The following is a 21554-nucleotide window of genomic DNA, read 5'->3' as shown; positions in this document are numbered from 1 at the left end:
CGAATGGCTGTGGACCTACAACAACGAACGCCCCAACATGGGCATCGGCGGCGTTACACCCGCCATGAAACTGAAAATGGCCGCGTGAGTTCTACGGTCGTGCCCCGCTAAAATGGGGAGGATTACCCGGGCTCGGCATCAGGCCCCTGCTTCAGCGCCAAGTGTTCGTCGCGCAGTGCAGGCACCGCGGGGCGAAGTTCGCGCGCAGTTAGGCCAGTGCCCGGCCAGTCGAGGAACGGGCCGTCCACGTGCTCCTGCCGCGGCCGGGATCCTTCGGCATCGAAGCGTTGCCTCGGGGCGCGTGGTGCGCAGCAACAGCTTCTGCTGCCTGTCCCAAGACAGAATGCCCGCCTCTATCAGATTCGCCAGCACCGCACGGGCCGTGGTGCGGTTGGTCTCCAGTTCTGGCGACACGCAGGAATTCATTTGACGACGACGGTACTTATTAAATAAAAAACAACACTAGCGGGCATTCCGCAACGACAGATGCCAAGCGAAAGTTATTCCATGAGCCTGATGAAAACCCTCGTCTGTGTCGAACCCGGCCGTTTTGAGCTGACGGAACGCCCGCGCCCCGAAGCCAAGCCGGGGCATGTCAGGGTGCGCATCGGCCATATCGGTATCTGCGGCACCGATTATCACATCTATGGCGGGCATCAGCCCTTCCTCGCCTATCCCCGCGTCATGGGGCACGAGCTTTCCGGCCGCGCGGTCGATGCCTTGGCCGATGGCCGGATTGCGGCAGGCGATCTGGTGGTGATCAACCCCTACCTGACCTGCGGCAGGTGTCATGCCTGCCAGATCGGCAAGCCCAATTGCTGTGAAAACATCGCGGTGCTCGGCGTGCATACCGATGGCGGGATGTGCCAGGAAATCGTTGTGCCCGAGGCCAACATCTATCCCGCCCAGGGGCTGAGCGAACAAGCCGCCGCGATGGTGGAGTTTCTGGCCATCGGCGCGCATGGCGTGCGGCGCGCCCAGATGCAGCCAGGATCGCGGGCGCTGATCGTGGGCGCGGGCCCGATCGGCATCGGTGCCGCGCTGTTCGCCACCATCGACGGGGCCGAGGTGACACTGCGCGACACATCGGCCTCGCGGCTGGAGCTTGCGCGCAAGGTGCTGCCCGAGGCGCGGTTCGAACTGGTGGGCGAAGCGGCACCCGGCGCCTACGAAACGGTGTTCGATGCCACGGGCAACATCCACGCCATGAATGGGGGCCTGCAATGGGTGGCGCATGGCGGCGCCTACGTGCTGCTTTCGGTGGTGAAGGGCGATCTTGTCTTTGCCGACCCGGAATTCCACAAGCGCGAATGCACGCTGATCGCCAGCCGCAACGCGCTGAGAGCCGATTTCGAACATGTCATCGCGATGATGCGCGCGGGTCGCGTGCCGGTCGATGCGCTGGCAACCCACGGCACGAGCTTTGAAGATGCGGTGACCAACCTGCCGCTCTGGGCCGAAGATCGTGGCACGCTGATCAAGGCGATCATCCGTGTCTGAGATCCGCACCCCTATTGTGCAATTTGGAACCTCGCGCTTTTTGCAGGCCCATGCAGACCTGTTCTTTTCCGAAGCGGCTATCCCCCGTGCTGTCACCGTGGCGCAAAGCTCGGGCGATGCGGCGCGGGCGGGGCGGCTGGCGGCGCTCGCGCTGCCCGAAGGCTATCCCGTGCGGGTGCGCGGCTTGCAGGACGGGAAGCAGATGGATGCGGAAACCCGCGTGACATCCGTCAAGCGCACGCTGTCCACAGCGACGGACTGGGCTGATCTGGCCCGGATCTTTTGCACCGAGGCAGAGGTGGTCATCTCGAACACTGGCGATGCGGGCTATCTGCCGCGCCCCGCCGATCTGGACGCCAGCCCTTCCCAGGGCATGAGTTTTCCGGCCAAGCTGTTCCATTTGCTTGCAGCCCGCTTTGCGGCGGGGGCTGAACCGCTGCTGGTGATGCCGATGGAACTGGTGCCGGAAAACGGCAAGGTGCTGAAGGCCCGGCTGCTGGAGATCGGCGCAGGCAATGGCGCCGATCCGGCGCTTCTGGCCTGGATCACCGCCCTGCCCTTTGCCAACAGCCTGGTGGATCGCATCGTATCGGAACCTCTGGAACCCGCTGGGGCTGTGGCCGAACCCTATGCGCTCTGGGCGATCGAGGCGGCGCCGGGCGTGGTGGCGCCCTGCGATCATCCCGCCGTGCAGATCGTGCAAGATCTTGAGGAGATCGAACGGCTGAAGCTGCATATCCTGAACCTTGGCCATACCGCACTGGTGGATTTCTGGCGCGGAACCGGCGCGCGCGATGGCGCATTGGTGCGCGAGCTGATGGCCGGACCAGAGGGCGTAGCCCTTCTGGCGCTCTATCAGGCCGAGGTGTTACCCGGGTTCGCCCACAAGGGTCGTGGCGCCGAGGCGCAAGCCTATCTCGCCACCACGGTGGACAGGTTTGCAAACCCGTTCCTTGATCACCGCATCAGCGATATCGCCCAGAACCACGGCCAGAAGGCAGAACGCCGTATCGCGGCCTTTCTCGATTGGGTCGGGCCGGAAGGCCCTGCCCTGCCCGAACTGCATGCCATATTGAAAAGAGCCCGCGCATGACCGCAAGCCGCCCATCCTTCATGCATCTGAGCCCTTAAGATACGGTGGACATCGTACTGCGCCCGCTGGCTGCAGGGGAACTGGTGCCGGGAGTCACTCTGCGCGCCGGTGGTGAAGTATAGGCAGGTAATAGCGGTGGCCACCGTGGATATGGCACGGGCGACCACGTTCAGAGCCATAACGCTGCTGTGGCCGACAGCCATTCCGATCAGGCCAGCAATGCAGGCGTCATCCATGCCCCGCCCGCCAAGACCAGCTTTCAGGGTTATCTTCGCCCCGACGGCCGGGTCGGCACCCACAACTTCATCGGCATCATGGCTTCGGTCAACTGTTCCTCCACCATCTGCAACGCGATTGCCGACAAGGCGAGCCGCATGCTGTTGCCGCGCTTTCCGAACATCGACGGCTTCGCCCCCATCGTCCACGATCAGGGCTGCGGCATGGCGAGTTCACGCGAAGGGATTGCTGCGCTGGTGAGGGTGCTCAAGGGTTACCGCGACCACCCCAATTTCGGCGGCGTGCTGATTGTGGGGCTAGGCTGCGAGGTCAGGCCTGCAGCGGCGACTTCATGTCCTGCATCAGGGTCATCTGGTGACGGGGGTGACGGCCTTTCTGGTGCACTGGGCACAGATGCCTCGCTATCGCTGGCTCGCGCGGATTGTGGGGGCCCGAGGCATGCGGCAGGTCGCCTCAGCCGCCTACGACCATGTCCTTGCGCCCACACTCTATCACTTGCACCGCCTTCGGAAGCACCGCCGGGATGCAGGGCCGCAAGGAGACTGACCGACGAGCAGCCTTTACTGGCTGAAGGACGCGCAAAGGGCGCGGCTGAAACCGTTGTTATCCCAAAAGCCAAGGTAAGCCGCGCGTCGGTGCTCGATGCTCGCCCAATCCGGTTCTGCATGACGGCAAGCAAGCTCAGCGATTACACAGGTGCCGCCGATCTGCCCGGCAGCTTGCTGCACGACAGGTGCCCAAGGATCTGCCTCTCGGCCGTCGCGCGCCGCAACTGTCGTGTGCTGGCTATGATGCCAGAACGACTCCTGACTTCAGGTGACTTTGGTCTCGTGACTTGACGCGACTACGGCGGTCGTCGCGGCGATTGCGCCGATCGCATTCAACAGCACGCCTGCCCATCGCCAAGCCTCGGAAATCCACAGCGATGGATCAAGCATGAAGGCATTCCAGATTGTGACAACTGCGAGAAGTGCTGCAAGAATGGCGAGGGTCTTGTAGACCCGCGGCCATCTGTTGAATGTCACGACAAACAGGATCGCCAACACCAGTGCAACCCCGGCGCCGGCAAACGTGGCGGTCGGGCCAAGCGCCGGTCTTCCGCTCGCAATCTGTGCGGCACCATAGGCGTTCCAAGCACAGCACAGGACCCCCCATCCAACCAGCAGGATCCGCGCTGCCCTGCTATATCCTGATGCCGAGGCTTCGTCGTACTGGTTTTCCACGGGTAATCCTCCGAATGACCCTCGCGGTTGCGCCTTATCGCGCGCGACCATATCCAGATCTGCGGCGGGCCGTCCTGTACCGTCAGCGCGGTCAGGTCGCCTGCGACAGTCGCGTCGACCACAGGGCCGCTACGGACCATCCGAGGGCGTTTGTCGAACAGCATCCGGCTGATGAGGCGGTCAATGCGCCGGGTTGGCAGGACGAGGTCTGGGCTGGCTGGCAGCAGCTGCATCCCTGTCTCAACCCGCGCTCGGCGATCCCTTTGGCGGCAAGCAGTTCACCGAGAGGTGGAATTCCTGCGATGCGGAAAGACGTGTCTAGAGATGCCTTCTTCAGCGCGGGCGGCAGGACCGGGAAAGCCACGCCTTCCGACACGGTCGCCAGTACCTTGATGTCCTTGATGGCTTCCGGCGCAACCTCAAACGGGTCGGCATCAAGGATGGTGAAATTCGCGAGCTTCCCCGGCTCTATGCTGCCGACATCGGTCTCCATTTCGATGGAGTAGGCCGCGTCGATGGTGACGGCGCGCAGCGCCTGTTCAACGCTCAGCCGCTGATCCGGACCGGCAACGCGCCCCGATGACGTCGTTCGGTTTACCGCGGCCCAGACAAGAAACAGCGGCTGGCCCGGTGCCATGGGCATGTCGGAATGGAACGAGATCGAAATACCCCGCTTCGCCGCATCACCAACCGGCACAAGCCGATTGGCACGGTCAGGGCCGAGGCCAATTTCTGCGTAGCGATCCGAAAGCGCGGTCACATAGTAGGGATTCGCGCTGACGATCGCGCCGAGGGCCTGAATGCGCTGAACCTGATCCTCACGCGCAAACCCGAAGTGGACGATCGTTGTACGATGGTTCGCCCGCGGGTTTCGACGCATGCTGCGTTCCAGTGCGTCCAGAACCAGATCCAGCCCGCCGTCGCCATTCTGGTGAATGTGGATATGATAGCCCGCGTCCCAGTAGGCGTCAAAAGCCCTGTCGAACAACTCGGGCTCCATGATCCATTCGCCCTTGTGGCCGTCGGTGTAGGGCTCTGTCACCTGCATCAACTGGCTGTAGATCGCACCATCGGCAAACAGCTTGACCTGACCGGGCAGATAGGCGGTTCGTCCCGATCCCCAGTCCAGCACCGCCTTCGTCTCGCCAATCATGTCGCCATCGATGTGCAACTGGGCCATCGTTTTGCCGTCGGGCATGTAGTACATGCGGAAGGGATTGTCCGCCGCGCCGAGGATCACGTTCTGCGCGTCCTGCAGGGGTTTCGAGACGATTCCGCCTGGCTCGCAGGCCAATGTGACACCGGCACTGTGCAGATACTCGCGGGTCAAGTTCAGGCCGGCGACGAGCCGATCCTTCGTGGCAAGTACGGCGGCCAGCTTGGGCATGACAGCAAAGCCGCCCTGTTCATAGAAATGCCCAGCCTCAAAGCTCGACTGCTCCTTTGCGGCATCCGAGAAGGTGGAAATGAACTCAGGCGTGATCCCCAACGTCTCAAGCGCGGCGGTATTCAGGATGAACTCATGCGCCGAGCGGTGCCAGATGATGATCGGGCGCGTCGCGCTTATGGCGTCAAGCTCGGGTCGGCGCACCTGTCCGTGCCAATAGTGGTGATACCCCCAGGTCACAAAGGGCGCATCGCCCGGCGCAGCCGCCACGGCATCCGTCAAGCGTTGCAGGTAGCTTTCCGGATCAAGGGCCGCCTTCGCGGTTCCGCCCGGCAAGACCCAATCCTCGATTGCGATGATCTCGACCGTAAGGGTCAGTGCTGCAAGCACGGGGTGAACATGCTGGTCGATAAGGCCCGCGATCATGACATCGTCTTCGAACTGGCTGTCGATACGATAGGACTGCGTTCCGGCTGCCTTGATCAGGTCGTCCAGCTTGCCGATGGCAAGGATGCGGGCTCCGACAACGGCAACCGCTTCAGCTTTGGCACTGTCCCCTGCCATGGTTAAGATGCGTTTCGCCTTGAAGATCGTGACTTCCGGCGTGCTGACAAGCGTAGAACCCATTTGCTGCAAGGTGCCACTATCGGCAAACAACGCCCCCGGCGCCGCGCTCGCACTCAGGTAGGCAAGCAACCTCAGAAACGACCGCCGCCCGATCGCGGCGTATTGGGTCTTGCGCATCAGCATCTATGGTCCTCCGCAGTGGATGCTGAAAGAATTGCAGAGTCGGGCAAGGCTGTCTGTCGTGATCGCTACAGTCCCACCAACGTCTCATGAACCCGTGACGCGAACGGTGGCGAGGAGCGCTACCTTGCGGACAGGCGCGCTCAGGTCAAAGCGTGCAAGGGATAACGTGCAAGCGGTAGCAGCGCCGCAATGAACAGGCACAGCATCGCCACCACGAAAGGAAGATGTGGGCCGGCCTGATAGAGCGAGAAACCAAGCAATGGACCGATGACCATGGCAAGACTGCGCAGAAATGAATTCAGTCCCGCGACCCTGCCTTGCGAGTCCGGCGGGGCGGCAAGGCTTAGCGCTGCGTGATTGACGGGCGCGACCTGACCAAGGAAAACGCCGGTACAGCCCATGGCAAGGACGAGTGCGGGAAGACTGCCGGCGAGTGCTAAACTGCCAAGCGCAACGCCCCCCGCCACGCATCCCAAAGTCAGGATCATGCCAAAGCGGCGCGCGCCGAACAGCGCGACTTGGGCCTGCGACAGGACCATCGCAGCAGATGATAGCGTCATGACGATCCCGGCTGTCGATGCCGCGTCACCGGGCTCAAATCCCAACGCATCAATCAGTCGCAGCCCGATCACCGGTACGACCGTCAGATAGGCGGTCAGCCCCAGAAAGGTGACCCCGAGGTAGGGCCACGTGCGGCGCAGGCAACGGAGCGTCGGTGCCGGGATCTGGAGTGGCGCAGACCGAGGGGGATCACTCAGGCATGTTGCGATGCCGATCAGACTGACAAGGCCACCTGCGCTCAAGGCGGCAAGGCCGATCTCAGCCCCCAGACGGCCCGTCGCCCAAAGCAGCAGCGACCCCGCTACGGTCCCGGCGCTCAACGCCGCGCCGACGATCGCCATCCCTCGGGCCCGCTGGTCTTGCGTCGTTTTGTCAGCAGCGAGGGCCTGCGTCAGCGGGATCATACCTGTGCCTCCGCCGGTTTGCAGCGCTCGGGCCAGGACAAGCGAAACCAGAAGCGTGGGTCCGGCAGCCATTTCCGGCTTTGCAAACAGGGCCGCCATGATGAATGCCCCGGCAATCAGGGGCAGCATCGCAAGCAGCATCATCTTGCGTCGCCCCCAACGTTCGGACGCGTAGCCAAAGGTAGGGGCCGCTACGACCGCCGCCAGCGAGCCCGCGCCGAGGATCAGGCCCGCAGCAGTTTCATCGAGGCCCACCATGCGCCCGAATGGCCCGATGCCCCCCGTGAGAAAGGCGTTTGTCGCCGTGCAAACCAAGGCGCCAGAAGATGCCACCAGAAGATCTCGCCACCCTGTTCCGCACATGACGATCCGGAGGTTCTGCACTATGCGCTGCGATCCCATGCTGCGACGAAGGACGTCCTTCAAGATTGATAGGTTGGAAGACAGCGGCCGGTCCAGCGCTTTGTTATGCCGTGGGTGGCATTGACCGTGTCTTCAACCGCGCAGCGGCGTTGGAGGATGCGTCCTCAGCCAAGGAATTCTTGCCTGTATTGCCTTCGGCAAATCGCTGAAGCGCCGCCGGGTCGAGCAGCGTGACGGTACGATATGCGACCGACACCCACCCCCGGGCCTCCAGCCGCGCAAGGCTGCGGTTCACCACATCACGCGCCGCGTTCGCCATCTCGCCAAGTTGGGACTGCGTCACTGCGACCACTATGGGCTGGGAACCAGAGCCATTCATCAAGGGCGCCACACGCAAGAGCGTTGCCGCAATCCGTCGTTCGACATTGCGGATCTGAAGTGTGGCGACCGTGTGAAAGGCCACGTCCATTCCGTATTCGCTGATGGTGAAGAGTGCGCGCTTGTTCTCGGCGGATGCTGCGCCGATGGCCTCAAGCTGCGCGAGCGGAACATGGAACAGAAGCGACGGCTCGAGCACCGAGAACTCCAGCACCCGCCTGCGCCGCGTCAGCAGCGGCCCATAACCGAACCAGACGCCGCACCGCGCAATATGCGCAAGCATCGCCGAACCGTCGTTCTGCGGAACGTGGATTCCAATTCCCCCGTCGACGACCCCATAGATGCCGCCGACATCATCGCCAAGGTGATAGACAAAACTACCAATGGGGAAGGAGGTCAGCCGCGCCTGCCTGAAGATCGCCGCCTGAAACGACGGCGACTGTGCCGCAAGCCAGCCAGTCTGCAAGATCTTGCGCTCAGATGCGGCTCTGTCCATGGCGGTTCAGAAATTCACCCTATAGGCCAATTGGCCCGAGATCGCATCAAGGCCATCTCCCGAGCCGGAATAGTCAACTGTCAGGTCGAACCTACCACCCTTTGCCATGGCAATGGAGAGCCCGACACCGGCATCGAGAAGGATATCATCTGTCTCGTCAAGTTGCAGCTTCACGTTGTAGACCGCCCCGTCCTCCGGGCGTTGAAGCCATGCGTTCACGCCAAGTCGCGCAGACGGCGTGATGATCGTCCCATGGCGTCCTGAGGACAGCGGTCTACGAATTTCGGCAGCAAGACCAATCAATGCAGATGTGTCCGTGGCACCGGCAACCTCCAGCGCCGTGCCGGGGCTATGGTAGCTGTGGCGATCGCGATCATCGTGGGCTGCGAAAAATGTCAGCTTCCCTAACCCTTCAAATCCATTTCCGCGCCACCGATGGGTGGCGTTTGCTGAAAGGAAAAGCCGCGATACGTCGTAGTTGGCGGCAAGATCAAGGATCTGGGTGTCAACATCGCGCTGTGCATAGCCAAGCCAAAGGTCCAGCACCAGATCCGGCGACGCGCGATGCGCGACGTAGGGGCCGACTGCAATCCCGGTAAATTCCGCCTGGGTCGCCCCGCCATAGGCACGGGCTTGCCCTGCCTCATATCCGATTGCGATGCCGGCCCTGCTGTCGGTCTCGGCAATCATGTCGAAGCCAAGTGTCGTCATCGACCAATGCCCGTCTCCATCACGCGATGCGCGATCATCGTCGAATGTCACACCGTCAAACTGGACCCAGGTTCGGCTCTGCAGGTCCGGCTCTGCTGCATCCAGAAAGCCCCAGTCCGTCAAACGTTCGCTGATCTGATAGGGCGTCTGGAACGCGGGGCTGGACGTCGTCCCGAGCAGCGCCTGCTCGCTGCCCTTTGGATGCGTTGTCCCCGTCCCGCCGCCGCCCGATCCGCCGCCGCCCGATCCGCCGCCGCCCGTCCCGCCGCCGCCGCTACCACCGCCCGATCCGCCACCGCCATTTCCTCCGCCCCCTCCGCTGCCCCCTTCGCCGACGTCCGGAAGTTCGATCAAGGCGTTGTCCTGCGTTGCCGACGCAATCGCGCAATCGCCCTGAGTTTGCTCGTACAACGTATGCCGACCGGCTTCGCCCGGCGCCAGAACGGGTGATGTCGACAGGTGCAATCCCGGCGTGGTCGCAACCGAGAAGGCATCGATTTCGGTTCCAACTGCGCTGTGACGAAGACTGAGGTCCGCGCCAAAGCCGTAAGGTGGTGGGGCGATGACCGTCAGAAAGAATGCGCGCCCTCTGGCCTGATCCGCCCCGAGAAACGCCAGCCCACCGTAACTCGCGCAAGGAAGGCGATCTGCGGTCTCCCCGAATGCCTCGCCAGTTCCAATTGCTGCAACCAAGACCAAAGGTGCAACCAGATGCCACTGAAATGCAAATCGACAGGCAATTCCAGGTATATGTTCAGGCATTGCGGCAGGCTCCCGGTCGGTTCCCGAGGCAGATTACAAACAAAATTTTCGCAAGACTGTTGCCATCACGACAATTTCCCTGCCGGAGCCTGATAGGATCAATCCGGATCGGTTCTGAAATTGGTCAATGAATCGGTCGCAGTTGGAACTTTCTGTCGCCTATTCAAATGGTTGGTGGTGCCAGTTTGTCTTTCACGAATACGCACTCGCGCGGGGGCGCGGGGTGCTTTGGTTCCGATCTTGCTGCTGGAACCCTCGTTGTGCAGCAAGCCGCCGCCCTGCCTGATGTGCCAAATGGGTGCGAAGGCGGGGCGGTGCCCAAAACCGTGGCGATTATCGATACCACCATTTGAGCCATTTAGTTCACGACACCTTTCGCAGGAGCGACGATATGACCCCGTCCAAGCAACGCACACCTCGACTTGCAATGGCGATCGGAATGATGATGGGCACGGCTCTGGCTTGGCCCGTCTTTGCGCAGGATTCGGCGGATCGGATTTTCGTCGGCGGCCCGGTTCTGACCATGAACGACGCCCAGCCTCGGGCCGAAGCTGTTGCGGTGAAAGATGGCAAGATCATCGCCGTCGGCAGCCGGGATGAAGTCATGAAGTTCAAGACCGAGGGCACCGAAGTCACCGAACTTGACGGCCGCGCGCTGGTTCCGGGGTTCTTTGACGCCCATGGACACGTCTTTATCGGCGGGATTCAGGCTATGACCGCCAACCTGCTGGCCCCGCCCGATGGCAACGTCACAGATATCGCTTCGCTGCAGCAGGTCCTGCGTGACTGGATTGCCGAAAACAAAGGGACCGTGGAGAAGACCGGGATCGTCATGGGCTTTGGCTATGACAAGTCCACAATTGCGGAACTGCGTGACCCGACCCGGGCCGATCTCGATGCCGTTTCAACCGAGTATCCCATCTACCTGATCCACCAGTCAGGGCACATGGGGGCCGCCAATTCCAAGGCGCTGGAGATCATCGGCATCACGCGTGACAGCCCGAACCCTCCCGGCGGTGTGATCGTCAAGGACGCGAGCGGTGAACCGACCGGGGTTCTGGAAGAAAACGCTCACGGTGCCGGCTGGATCAAGATGATGTCCGCAGTCGACCGGGATGGCATGAAGGCAATCGCGCGGGCGGGATCTGAACTCTGGGCCTCCTTCGGGTATACCACTGCAGAGGAGGGCCGGTCTATCCAGCCACAGGTCGAGGTCATGGAGGAGGTCGCAGCGGAGGGAGGCTTCAAGGTCGACGTGGTGACCTATGCTGATGTGCTGGTCGACCGCGACTACATAAAGGCCAAGGCCAGCCCGGACTACAAGAGCCGCTTCCGCCTTGCGGGAGCAAAGCTTACCATCGATGGCTCACCCCAAGGGTTTACCTCCTTTCGGGACCGACCCTATCACAATCCTGTCGGAGACTACCCACCCGGATACCGTGGATACACATCCGCCACAGATGAACAGGTGGTCGACGCGGTTGACTGGGCCTTCGATAACGATGTGCAGATCATCACCCATGCAAATGGTGAGGGGGCGTCTGACATACTGATTGCAGCCATCGACGCGGCGACCCAAAAGCATGGCGATGACGCGAACCGGCGCCCGGTGCTGATCCATGGCCAGTTCCTGCGCGAGGATCAGGTGGATGCCTACAACCGCCTGCACGTCATCCCCTCACTCTTTCCCATGCACACGTTCTACTGGGGCGACTGGCACCGCGATCATACGGTGGGTCCCGACCTTGCGGACAACATCTCTCCGACGGGCTGGCTCGTGGAGCGTGGGATGATCTTTTCCAGCCATACCGACGCGCCTGTGGCATTTCCAGACTCGATGCGTGTGCTGGATGCGACGGTGACAAGACGCAGTCGCACAGGCGATATCCTCGGCCCCGATCAGCGTGTTGACGTGATGACCGCGCTCAAGGCCATGACAATTTGGCCCGCTTATCATCACTTCGAAGACAAGACCAAGGGATCAGTTGAGGTCGGCAAATTGGCGGATCTTGTCATTCTCTCGGCCGACCCGACGGCGGTGGACCCGGAAACGCTCGATCAACTCAAGGTTACCGAGACGGTGAAGGAGGGGGAAAGCATCTACGTTGCCGCCGAAAAGCAGGGCCTGCTCAACTATCTGCCCCAACATGACGGCAAAGACCCCCTGACAGACTTCTTGCAGGATCAGGCGTATCTCGCTGACCACGGCCACGCCGGTGGGACGGAGCACGGCCCGGCCTGCGTGGCAGAGTTCATGCTGACGGTATTCAAACCGGCCTTTTCTTCACCGCAGAAGGACAGCGAACAGGACGTTTTCTAGGTGATCAGGCCCGACATCCGGTGGATCGGGTCGAGGATGTCGCGGTAATCCTGCCGATGGTCAAGGGGATACGAACGTCGAATTTCCTCGGCAAGAACGACGAGGACATACCGATGAAGAAGAGCCGTTTTACCTAAAGCCCAGATCACGGGCTGCTGCGTCAGGCGGAGGGCGGGTTGGCCATGCCCCAGCTTTGCCACGAGCATGGGATTCAGCAGTGTGACCTTCTGCGAGTCGCGGACGAAGTATCGCGGCATGGTGCGTCCATGACGCGCCAGAGTGACCGGCGAACGCCACCGGTCCAAGTGAACCGCGAACGATTGTCCAGGATGAGAACCGGCAGCTGAAGCGCATGCTTGCCGATCTCAGCATGCAGGCTGACCCCCTCCGAGAGGCAATTGGAAAGAGTGACGCGGCCAGATCAGCGCCGCGATCTGGCCGAGAAGGCGGTGGCGACCAAGGGGGCAGCATCGCGCTGTCCTGCCGGGCGCTTGGTGTCAGCGAGACCTGTTTCCGCTACAGCCCGAAGCGCGATGGCCAGGACGAGATCATCGCGGATCTTTTGGCCGGGCTGGGCAATGTTCACAAGTCGTGGTTTTGGCCTGTGTTTCCTGCACCTTCGGAAGGTGAAAGGGCATGTCTGGAACCAGAAGCAGGTCCACCGGATCGACTGCGAACGGAACCTGAACCTGCGGAGCAAGCTATTGAGACGCCATTGGTTCAGGTCCAATCGCGAACGCCGCGGCGACGGCTGAAGCGCGAGAAGCCCGAGGAACTGGACGCTCCGGAGGCCGCCGAACCTGGCTTGGTCGATAAGCTTCATGGCTGATCGCCAGGCAGACTGGCGACAGTTCCGGCTGCTGAGCCTGCTGGACGATGTCAACCGGGAAGGCTTGGGCATCGAGGTCGATCTCTTAGTGCCTGCCGAGCGGGTCGTCCGGTCACTGAACCAGATCATCGATGTGCATCAGATCGCCACTGAATGTCTATGGGCCTGCAACAACGAACGTTCCGACGTGGGCATGGGCGGGCTCAACTTCGCCATCAAACCGACAATGGCCGCATAAGTTCTACGGTCACGCCCCGTTAAAGCGGTGTGGATTACCCATCCCATCTTTTGGCTAAGCAAACGGCTTCACATGAATTGGCGGGCTCAACTGGACGTCATGGCCGAGCACAGTCAGATCAGCAGCGACCCACGCTTCTGAAGTGCCATGTCGCGAGTGCAACAGTTCGCTGCGCGCTAGCGCGCGCAGGCTTCGTCATGGCACCCATGTAACCGCAAGGATTCACGACGTGAATCCTTGATGTGCAGAGTTCTGCAACAAGGCCCTTCTGGTTATCTCTTGGTTACTTCACAACTTTATGTTAAATCATAAAGTAACTAGGAGAATCACATGCTCGGACATCGCTTCGCCACCCGCATCAACTCGTTTGCCTCGGCCGCGCATAGCTACTGGCCCGACCTGGCGGGAAAGCCGACCCTGGCGCAGATGGTCGCCCGGGCCGCCACGGTCGAGGGACTGACGGAGCTCGACCTGAACTACCCTGACCACGCAGCAGGCGATGCACGGGCCATTGGCGCGATGGTGCGCGACACCGGGCTGGAGGTCAGCGGTCTCGCGATGCGCTACTATAGCAACCCGGCGTTCAAGCGCGGCGCCTTCACCAACCCGGACCCGGCGGTGCGCAGAGAGGCGATTGATCTGACCAAGCGCGGCATCGACACGGCACGCGCCATGGGTGCGCCGATGATGACCCTTTGGCTGGGGCAGGACGGCTGGGACTATTCGTTCCAATGCGACTATGCGCGGCTGTGGGCGGACGAGGTTTCGGGGATCGCAGAAGTCGCTGACCATGATCCGGACTGTCTGATCTCTATCGAGTACAAGCCGAACGAGCCGCGCTCGTTCAGTTTGCTGCCGGATGCAGCAACCACCCTGATGGCGATTTCAGAGGCCGGATCTCCGAACCTTGGCGTGACCATCGACTTTGCCCACTCCCTGTATGCCAATGAACAGCCCGCGCTGGCTGCGTCGCACATCCTTCGACGCTCGCAGCTTTTGGGCCTGCACCTGAACGACGGCTATTCCAAGCGTGACGACGGGCTGATGGTGGGCGCGGTTCATGCGCTGGAAACCATGGAGCTGCTGCGCGAATGCAAGCAGGCAGGTTTTGGCGGCGCGATCTATTTCGACACTTTCCCCGATGCCTCGGGGCTCGATCCGGTTGCGGAATGCGCCGCCAATATCCGCTGCGTCAAGCGGATGCTGGACGCCATCGACCGGCTTGGACAGGACAACCGCCTTTCCGACGCCCAATCCGCACAGGATGCGGTCGTCGCCGTCGAGATCGCTCAGCTCGCGCTGCACGGACGCAGCCATCCAGCCTGAGCCGATACCTAATATCGTGTTGACCCAAGGGAGGAACCAGATGCAACACATCCTTAAAACCACGCTGGCCGCCAGCGTGTTTGCCCTGAGCATGGGCATGGCGCAGGCGCAAGAGCTGCCCCCACTGAATTCGGACTCAGAGCCCGACCGCATGGATTGGTCCGAGCTTGAGGCGAAGTTCGGTGCCTTCGCCGCGCCCGCCGCAGGCACCAAGGTCGGCGGCGTATCCAAGACGCTGACCAATGAATACTGGCGCTCGTTGGGCGAAGGCTATGCCAGCTTTGCGGCGGCACATGGGGTTGAGGTGGTGTATCAGGCCGCGCAATCCGAGGGCGATCAGCTGGGCCAGTTGTCGATCGCCGAGAACCTGATCAGCCAGGGCTTCAACGCACTGCTGTTCTCCCCCCAGACCGACGCAAACCTTGTGCCCGCGCTGGAAAGTGCCACGGCGGCTGGTATTCCGGTGGTCAACGTCAATGACGCAGTCATCCCGCAGGTGGCCCATTACGTCGGCAACGTCCAGAAGGACAACGGTGTGCGCGTTGCCAACTGGTTCATCGAGAACCGCCCCGAAGGCGGTAAGGTCGCCATCATCGAAGGCCAGGCAGGCGTTTTCGCCGCGGGTCAGCGGACCGCAGGCTTCACCGAGACCATCAACGCATCAGGCAAATTTGAGGTGGTTGCGTCAGTTCCTGCCGACTGGAGCCGCGAGTTGGCCTTCAACACCGCCTCGACGATCCTGCAACAGCATCCCGATCTGATCGGCTTCTATGCCAACAATGACGGCATGGCCCTTGGTGTGGTTGAGGCGGTGAAGGCTGCGGGCAAGGCCGAACAGGTTGCGGTCTTCGGGACGGACGGCGTTTCCGACGCCTATGCCGCGATCCGCGCGGGCGATCTGACCGGCACGGTGGACAGCTTCCCGGTGCTGACGGGCGAAGTGGCGATGGAAGTTGCCCTGCGCCTGCTGGCCGGCCAGGATCTACCCCGTGTCGTAGCCACGCCGCAGGCGCTGATCACCAAGGATAACGTGGAAACCTACGCCACGACTGACCTTAAGGCCCTGCGCGCCGCGCTGCTGGCGAAGTGACAAGGTTCGGGCCTGCCGCCATGCTCTCGATGTGGCAGGCCCAGCTTCCGAAGGTGGACCCTCTCATGACCCCGCGCCTATCGCTCAACGGCATCGTGAAATCCTTTGGCCCGATTACCGTTCTGCACGGTGTCTCGCTGACCGTTGCGCCCGGAGAGGTCCATGGACTTCTGGGTGAAAACGGGGCCGGGAAGTCGACCTTGCTAAACATACTGTCGGGCGTCCTGCATCCGACCGCCGGCTCGATCGAGATCGACGGGAAAACCGCCAGCATCCATTCGCCGCGCGACGCTAGCGCCGCCGGCATCGCCATGATCCATCAGGAGCTGCAACAGGTGCCTGAGTTGACCGTGGCTCAGAACATTTTTCTGGGTGCCTCACTGCGTCGCATGGGGCCCCTGTTCACCGATGCCCGCGCGCAAGAGATCGAGGCGCGTCGCCTGCTGGCGGATCTGGACCCCGGCATCGACGTGACAGCCAAGGTGAAAACCCTGCGTGTGGCGCAGCGCCAGATCGTCGAGATCGCCAAGGCCCTGCGGGCCAACGCCCGGCTGATTGCCATGGACGAGCCAACTTCGAGCCTGACCCCGGCCGAATTCGAGCGGCTGACCGAGGTGATCCGTGGCCTGACCGCCCGTGGCGTGTCGATCATCTATGTGTCTCACAAGATGGATGAGGTGTTTCGACTTTGCACCTCGGCCACGATCATGCGTGATGGACGCCTTGTCGATCGCGTGGAGTTGCCCAAGACCCCGGTCGAAAAGGTTATCGAGATGATGGTGGGCAGGGAGCTTGCCCATGCCGCCCACCGCAGTTTTGCGACGAACCGGGTCGTGATGCGCGTCAAAGGATTGACACGCAGCAACGCCGTGCGTGATGCCAGCCTGACGCTGCATGCCGGAGAAGTTCTGGGCATTGCGGGGCTGGTCGGCTCGGGGCGGACCGAGTTGTTGCGCCTGATCGCAGGCGTGGATGCCGCCGAGGCCGGGACGGTCGAGGTTGAGGGCAAGCCAATCCCCGGACACTCTCCGCTGACACGCATCCGCGCGGGACTTGGCCTTGTGCCCGAAGAACGCAAACGTGACGGGATCATCCGACACCGCCCGATCACAAGTAATGTGGGCCTGGCGGCAATGCACCACTTCAGCCGCTTCGGGTTGATCCAGAAGACCGCCCTGCGCCGCAGAACGGAAGAACTGATGCAGGAGGTGGGCCTGCGCCCCTTCGACGTGACGCGTCCAATCGGCAGCTTTTCCGGCGGCAACCAGCAAAAGGCGATCATTGGCCGCTGGTTGGCTGCAAACACCCGGATCTTCCTCTTTGACGAGCCGACGCGCGGCATCGATGTCGGCGCCAAGGCCGAAATCTATGATCTGATCGAGAAGCTGGCGAGCGAGGGCTGTGCGGCCATCGTCGTCTCATCCGAACTGACCGAGGTGATCCGCCTGTCGGACCGCGTGCTTGTCATGCGCGAAGGCCGCATCTCTGCCGACCTTGGCCCTGGCGAGATCAGCGAGGCAGCCATCGCCCGCGCCGCCATTCCGGCCACCTGACTTTCCCGGGAGAAACCCATGAACACCACCGCGCGCAACGCCGCCCCGCCACTCTTGAGCCGTATCAGATTCCGCGATGCGGGCACGGTTCTGGGCCTGATCCTGATCTGTGCCATCTTTGCCGTCTTGACGCCGACTTTTCTGACCGTGCCTAATCTGCTGAACATCCTGCAGCAATCCTCGATCAATGCCTGCATCGCGCTTGGTATGACCCTTGTCATCATCTCGGGCGGTATTGACCTGTCGGTTGGTCCGGTCGCTGCGCTTTCGGCCGTGCTCGGGGCCGCGATGATGGTCGCCGGTGTCCCCGTGCCGCTGGCCATTCTGGCCGCCATAGCGATCGGGGTGGCCTGCGGATTTCTGAACGGCGCGCTGATCGCATGGGGCGGCCTGCAACCCTTCATCGTCACGCTTGGCGGGCTGTCGCTCTATCGGGCACTTGCGCTGATCTATACCGGAGGCACACCCATCTTCGGTCTGCCCGCCGAGTTCCGCGCCTTCACCAACGGCAACATGATGGGGATCCCCAACCCCGTCCTGATCGTCGCAGTCCTCGCCGTCTCTGCATGGGTGGTGCTGAACAAGACCCCTCTGGGCGAGTACTTCATGGCGGTGGGGGGCAACCCTGAAGCAGCCCGCGTCGCCGGCGTTCCCGTCACACTGACGAAACTCTCTGCCTACATGATCTCGGGGGCGATGGCCTCGGTGGCTGCACTGATCCTGATCGGCCGGCTTGGGGCAGCCGAGCCGACGCTCGGCACCCTGTGGGAGCTTGATGCGATCGCCGCCGCCGCGATCGGCGGGGCCTCGCTCATGGGGGGCCGTGGGTCGATCTTTGGCACATTGATCGGTTGCATCATCCTTGGCGCGCTGCGCAACGGGTTGACGCTGATGAATGTGCAGGCTTTCTACCAGTTGCTGGCCACCGGGATCATCATCATCGTGGCCATGCTGATCGACCGGGCGACCAGCGGCAAGCAGGGGTGACACGATGAACGACGCAAGGGCAGTTGGCGCGCAGATCCGGGTCAGGCTACCCAGTCTGACACCGCTGGAAGGTAAGGTCGCCGCTGCCATTCTTGCCCGCAAGGATATTACGGATACAACGCCGCTTAGGGAAATCGCCGAGGCCGCGGGTGTATCGGAGCCCATGGTCGTGAAAGTCGCCAAGAAGCTTGGCTTTGATGGCTTCCGCGACTTCCGGCAAGGCCTGATCGAATACTACCAGTCCGAGAGCGCATCGCTGCACACCGAAATCACCCCAGACGACACCCCCGGCGTGATCGTACAAAAAGTGTTCCGTACGGCGATGCAGGCGCTTGAGGAAACCTTCGCAATCCTAGACCTTGAGGCATTTGATCGGGCCGCAGACTATCTGCATCGGGCACGGCATCGCGACTTCTACGGTGTCGGAGGGTCAGCCCAGATCGCACGCGATGTCAGTCACAAATTCTTGCGCATCGGCATCCGGTCGTCAGTCTTTGATGACAGCCACATGATGATGATGTCAGCGGCCCTTCTTGGGCCGGACGACGTGGCGATTGCCTTTTCGCATTCGGGCGAGACCGCTGCTGTTCTCGACGCGGTCGAGCTCGCGCGCAAGAACGGCGCACGCACCATCGCAGTGACCAATTACTCGGAAAGCACGCTGGCACATTCGGTTGACGTCGTGCTGTGTTCGACGGCCGAAAACTCTCCCCTCCTGGGGGAAAATGCGACGGCACGCATCGCGCAATTGAACCTGCTTGATGCGCTCTTCGTGGCCGTCGCGCAGAAGGATCGTGCCACGGCCGATGCCAACCTCGCCCGCACGATGCGGGCCGTCCAGTTCAAACGAAAGCAGTAGGCTCAGATGCAAACCGATGCCCCCGCCGTCCTCGTCGTCGGCTCGCTTCACTATGACATCATGGTCGAGGCCGACCACCTGCCCCGCCGCGATGAGACTGCGGTGGGCAGCCGGTGGTACCCGAAGTTCGGCGGCAAGGGCGGCAATCAGGCCGTCGCAGCAGCCAGGGCTGGCGCAAGGGTCGCCTTGGCGGGCGCGGTGGGGGATGACGACTTCGGCCGCTTTCTTCGCGATGCGTTGCAGGCTGCGGGCGTGGACGACTCTCATGTACGCACTGTTCCTGCGGGCTCGGGGATGAGTGTCGCGATCTCTGACGCATCGGGCGACTATGCGGCAACCATCGTCTCGGGCGCCAATCTCATGATTGACCCAGATACGATGCCCGACCTGCCGTGGCGTGATTTCAGGGCGTTGATCCTGCAGAGTGAAGTGCCAGAGGCCGTAAACCTTGCTGCCGCGGCGTTGGCGCGTGCCCAGGCCATTCCGGTCATTCTGAACGCAGCCCCGGCACGTCCGCTTTCCACCGAGTTCGCAACACTGGTCGATGTCCTGGTGGTGAACGCCGTCGAGGCAGAAATGTTCGGCGCAGCACCAGTCATCGATCTTGAAACTGCGTCAAAAGCAGCGACCACCCTCGCATCACGCTTCACAGCCGTGGTCGTAACCGCTGGCGGTGCCGGACTCGCATGGGCGGGCAAAGATGGGTTCGGCCAATTGGCCGCCGAGAAGGTAACTGTGGTCAGCACCCATGGTGCAGGCGATTGCTTCACCGGCACACTGGGCGCAGCCCTGGCCGAGGGACAGGATCTGGCGACCGCCTGCAAGCGGGCCTCAACTGCTGCCGCGAGGCATGTTTCAAGCTGAATCGTTCCTAGGGTAGTGTCGGCGTCGAGTTGGCGGAGGGATCACGCCAGGAGGCCCGGCATCACACCGCAGCAGACATCTGACGATCTGGGCTTCAATCTGGTCAAGGGCGACAACCTGCCAGAGCCTTGCGTCCTGCTGGCCCATCGCGGCAATGACTCTGACAGGGTTCGTAAAACCATGCAGGCGCGCACCGTCGTGCATCGTCATCCCGATGTGCAAGTCCCGCAGGCTCCGGGTCGCACCTGACCGCAAACTCTACCGACTGCGCCACCGCGTCGATTGCTGCTTCAAAAAAGCTGGAGAACGCCCGTCGCGTCGAAAACCGCGACGACAAGACTGCCCAGAACTTCCCGGGCATCATCGATTTAAGGTCGATCCGCCTCTGTATCAGCCATTTGCCAACATGATCTCGCTTGCTCAAGATGGCGAACCTGGGGCGGGTCAGGCCGAATGGCGCGAACCTATGCAGGAGGAAGAAGTCACTCACCGATCGGATCCCCAGCCCGCTGAAGCCTGCCGGCGTTGAGATACTCAATCCGATACCTGAGGGATCACCACGCATCAGGCCGATACCGGAAAGACCTGCCCATCCATCAGTTTCCGGGCTGTTCGGATGGTTCCTGCGCCGCGCACCGTTCCGTCGGGCGCGATGTCGAGAAACACTTCGGCGCTGCCGGTGGGATGCTCCACGGCGAAGCGTCCGTCGGGGGGGACCACCGCCAACCCCGCAGCCGGGCTCTCAGGCAAAAGACAGGCGGTCGCAACACTGACAGCCGCAAAGACCCCGACCGAGGCATGGACGCGGTGAGGGATGAAGCTGCGGGTACTGATCGCTCCGCCGCGGATCGGCCCGGAGACCAGTGTCATCTTCGGGACCGAAGCAGCGCTGACATCGCCCAGATTCATCATCGGACCGGCCTTCAGGCGGATTGCCTCGATGCGCGCCTTGACCTCGGCCATCGCTTCGATCTCGTCGCGGCATTCCTGCCCGGTCAGACCGAAATCCCCGGCCCGCATCACGACGATGGGCATGCCGTTGTCGATCAATGTGCAGGCCACATCGTCAATCACATCCACCGCACGCCCCGTAGGCAGCAGGGCGCCGCACATGGAGCCTGCGATGCTCTGGAACATCAGCGGGATCGCAGCAGCCGTGCCCGGAACACCGTCGATAGAGGTGTCCCCGGCATAGCTCACACGGCCGCCCGGCGTCTGCACACGGGCCACCGCCACCTCACCGGTGTTGCGCATGTGGATGCGCACCGGCGTTTCGCCATCTTTCGCGGGCATAAGCCCCCGCTCGATCGCGGCGGGACCGACGCCCGCGAGGATGTTGCCGCAGCCTTGTGCATCCGACACCAGCGCCTGATCGACGAAGACCTGCAGGAACAGATAGTCCACATCCGCGTCAGGCCGCGTCGCAGGCGACAGGATCGCGACCTTCGAGGTCAACGGATCAGCCCCGCCGATGCCGTCAATCTGGCGTGGATCGGGGCTGCCCATGATCCGGAGCAGCACCGCGTCGCGAGTCGCCGGATCGGCGGGCAGATCGCTGGCAAGGAAGTAAGCACCCTTCGAGGTGCCGCCCCGCATCCAGAGGCAAGGGATGCCGTCAGTCAT

General features: G+C 62.3%; 17 protein-coding genes and 2 pseudogenes. 12 read left to right on the top strand and 7 right to left on the bottom strand.

What is annotated here, in order from left to right:
• Nucleotides 1-507 precede the first annotated feature (507 nt).
• The 3 genes from FQU74_RS01060 (at nt 508) to FQU74_RS19770 (ending at nt 3669) form a co-directional block, all read left to right on the top strand.
• Entirely contained in the window at nt 508-1500 is a 993-nt protein-coding gene (locus FQU74_RS01060; RefSeq protein WP_146284526.1) for a zinc-binding alcohol dehydrogenase family protein, read from the top strand.
• Nucleotides 1493-2593 carry a mannitol dehydrogenase family protein gene (locus tag FQU74_RS01055; RefSeq protein WP_146284524.1) on the top strand — a complete coding sequence of 367 codons (1101 nt, stop codon included), beginning with the start codon at nt 1493-1495 and terminating at the stop codon, nt 2591-2593. The genes FQU74_RS01060 and FQU74_RS01055 overlap by 8 nt, the downstream gene beginning before the upstream one ends.
• 188 nt (nt 2594-2781) lie before the next feature.
• The gene (locus FQU74_RS19770; RefSeq protein ID WP_229704471.1) at nt 2782-3669 is read left to right on the top strand and encodes a UxaA family hydrolase; all 888 of its coding nucleotides are present in this window, start codon (nt 2782-2784) and stop codon (nt 3667-3669) included.
• Here the strand turns inward: FQU74_RS19770 and FQU74_RS01040 are convergent.
• From FQU74_RS01040 to FQU74_RS01020, 5 genes are all read right to left on the bottom strand, one after another.
• Entirely contained in the window at nt 3643-4053 is a 411-nt protein-coding gene (locus FQU74_RS01040) for a hypothetical protein (protein ID WP_146284522.1), read from the bottom strand. The two genes, FQU74_RS19770 and FQU74_RS01040, sit on opposite strands and share 27 nt — an antisense overlap.
• 91 nt (nt 4054-4144) lie before the next feature.
• Nucleotides 4145-6184, bottom strand: coding sequence for an amidohydrolase (locus FQU74_RS01035; protein WP_146284536.1), 2040 nt, complete (start codon nt 6182-6184; stop codon nt 4145-4147).
• Between the two features lie 146 nt (nt 6185-6330).
• Nucleotides 6331-7518, bottom strand: a complete 1188-nt coding sequence (locus FQU74_RS01030; protein ID WP_268236797.1) for an MFS transporter — start codon at nt 7516-7518, stop codon at nt 6331-6333.
• Nucleotides 7519-7621: 103 nt separating this feature from the next.
• Nucleotides 7622-8392 (bottom strand): Crp/Fnr family transcriptional regulator, encoded by a 771-nt coding sequence (locus FQU74_RS01025; protein WP_146284518.1) that lies wholly within the window; start codon nt 8390-8392, stop codon nt 7622-7624.
• A 6-nt stretch (nt 8393-8398) separates the two neighbouring features.
• A complete protein-coding gene (locus FQU74_RS01020) occupies nt 8399-9457 on the bottom strand; it encodes an autotransporter outer membrane beta-barrel domain-containing protein (protein ID WP_188781614.1) in 1059 nt (352 codons plus the stop codon).
• 799 nt (nt 9458-10256) lie between these two features.
• Here FQU74_RS01020 and FQU74_RS01015 point away from each other — a divergent pair.
• Nucleotides 10257-12185, top strand: a complete 1929-nt coding sequence (locus tag FQU74_RS01015) for an amidohydrolase (RefSeq protein WP_308423088.1) — start codon at nt 10257-10259, stop codon at nt 12183-12185.
• On the opposite strand, the gene FQU74_RS19525 is transcribed toward FQU74_RS01015, so the two are convergent.
• Entirely contained in the window at nt 12182-12391 is a 210-nt protein-coding gene (locus FQU74_RS19525) for a hypothetical protein (RefSeq protein ID WP_229704473.1), read from the bottom strand. The two genes, FQU74_RS01015 and FQU74_RS19525, sit on opposite strands and share 4 nt — an antisense overlap.
• On the opposite strand from FQU74_RS19525, the pseudogene FQU74_RS01010 reads away from it, so the two are divergent.
• From FQU74_RS01010 to FQU74_RS19520, 8 genes and pseudogenes are all read left to right on the top strand, one after another.
• A pseudogene (locus FQU74_RS01010) lies at nt 12338-13252 on the top strand (transposase family protein). The gene FQU74_RS19525 and the pseudogene FQU74_RS01010 sit on opposite strands and share 54 nt — an antisense overlap.
• A gap of 330 nt (nt 13253-13582) precedes the next feature.
• On the top strand, nt 13583-14578 hold the full coding sequence (locus tag FQU74_RS01005) for a sugar phosphate isomerase/epimerase family protein (protein WP_146284514.1): 996 nt from the start codon (nt 13583-13585) through the stop codon (nt 14576-14578).
• A 40-nt stretch (nt 14579-14618) separates the two neighbouring features.
• On the top strand, nt 14619-15668 hold the full coding sequence (locus tag FQU74_RS01000) for a sugar ABC transporter substrate-binding protein (RefSeq protein ID WP_146284512.1): 1050 nt from the start codon (nt 14619-14621) through the stop codon (nt 15666-15668).
• Between the two features lie 65 nt (nt 15669-15733).
• On the top strand, nt 15734-17221 hold the full coding sequence (locus tag FQU74_RS00995) for a sugar ABC transporter ATP-binding protein (RefSeq protein ID WP_146284510.1): 1488 nt from the start codon (nt 15734-15736) through the stop codon (nt 17219-17221).
• A gap of 18 nt (nt 17222-17239) precedes the next feature.
• Nucleotides 17240-18208 carry an ABC transporter permease gene (locus FQU74_RS00990; RefSeq protein ID WP_146284508.1) on the top strand — a complete coding sequence of 323 codons (969 nt, stop codon included), beginning with the start codon at nt 17240-17242 and terminating at the stop codon, nt 18206-18208.
• A gap of 4 nt (nt 18209-18212) precedes the next feature.
• Entirely contained in the window at nt 18213-19067 is an 855-nt protein-coding gene (locus tag FQU74_RS00985) for a MurR/RpiR family transcriptional regulator (RefSeq protein WP_146284506.1), read from the top strand.
• A 6-nt stretch (nt 19068-19073) separates the two neighbouring features.
• Nucleotides 19074-19931, top strand: coding sequence for a PfkB family carbohydrate kinase (locus FQU74_RS00980; RefSeq protein WP_146284504.1), 858 nt, complete (start codon nt 19074-19076; stop codon nt 19929-19931).
• Between the two features lie 51 nt (nt 19932-19982).
• A pseudogene (locus tag FQU74_RS19520) lies at nt 19983-20341 on the top strand (IS5/IS1182 family transposase); the annotation flags it as partial.
• A gap of 154 nt (nt 20342-20495) precedes the next feature.
• Here FQU74_RS19520 and FQU74_RS00975 read toward each other — a convergent pair.
• Nucleotides 20496-21554, bottom strand: a complete 1059-nt coding sequence (locus FQU74_RS00975; protein ID WP_146284502.1) for a 4-oxalomesaconate tautomerase — start codon at nt 21552-21554, stop codon at nt 20496-20498.

This window comes from Gemmobacter aquaticus (assembly GCF_007859075.1).
Lineage (GTDB): Bacteria > Pseudomonadota > Alphaproteobacteria > Rhodobacterales > Rhodobacteraceae > Gemmobacter > Gemmobacter aquaticus.
Note: the sequence above shows the minus strand (reverse complement) of the source record. Positions and strands in the feature narration are given on the sequence as shown.

Excerpts from the sequence above, each read along its gene's own strand:
- FQU74_RS01060 (WP_146284526.1), top strand. The coding sequence starts at position 508 with ATGAGCCTGATGAAAACCCTCGTCTGTGTCGAACCCGGCCGTTTTGAG.
- FQU74_RS01035 (WP_146284536.1), bottom strand. The coding sequence starts at position 6,184 with ATGCGCAAGACCCAATACGCCGCGATCGGGCGGCGGTCGTTTCTGAGG.
- FQU74_RS01025 (WP_146284518.1), bottom strand. The coding sequence starts at position 8,392 with ATGGACAGAGCCGCATCTGAGCGCAAGATCTTGCAGACTGGCTGGCTT.
- FQU74_RS00980 (WP_146284504.1), top strand. The coding sequence starts at position 19,074 with ATGCAAACCGATGCCCCCGCCGTCCTCGTCGTCGGCTCGCTTCACTAT.
- FQU74_RS00990 (WP_146284508.1), top strand. The coding sequence starts at position 17,240 with ATGAACACCACCGCGCGCAACGCCGCCCCGCCACTCTTGAGCCGTATC.
- FQU74_RS00985 (WP_146284506.1), top strand. The coding sequence starts at position 18,213 with ATGAACGACGCAAGGGCAGTTGGCGCGCAGATCCGGGTCAGGCTACCC.
- FQU74_RS01000 (WP_146284512.1), top strand. The coding sequence starts at position 14,619 with ATGCAACACATCCTTAAAACCACGCTGGCCGCCAGCGTGTTTGCCCTG.
- FQU74_RS01005 (WP_146284514.1), top strand. The coding sequence starts at position 13,583 with ATGCTCGGACATCGCTTCGCCACCCGCATCAACTCGTTTGCCTCGGCC.
- FQU74_RS00975 (WP_146284502.1), bottom strand. The coding sequence starts at position 21,554 with ATGACTGACGGCATCCCTTGCCTCTGGATGCGGGGCGGCACCTCGAAG.
- FQU74_RS01015 (WP_308423088.1), top strand. The coding sequence starts at position 10,257 with ATGACCCCGTCCAAGCAACGCACACCTCGACTTGCAATGGCGATCGGA.
- FQU74_RS19525 (WP_229704473.1), bottom strand. The coding sequence starts at position 12,391 with ATGCTCGTGGCAAAGCTGGGGCATGGCCAACCCGCCCTCCGCCTGACG.
- FQU74_RS01030 (WP_268236797.1), bottom strand. The coding sequence starts at position 7,518 with ATGTGCGGAACAGGGTGGCGAGATCTTCTGGTGGCATCTTCTGGCGCC.
- FQU74_RS00995 (WP_146284510.1), top strand. The coding sequence starts at position 15,734 with ATGACCCCGCGCCTATCGCTCAACGGCATCGTGAAATCCTTTGGCCCG.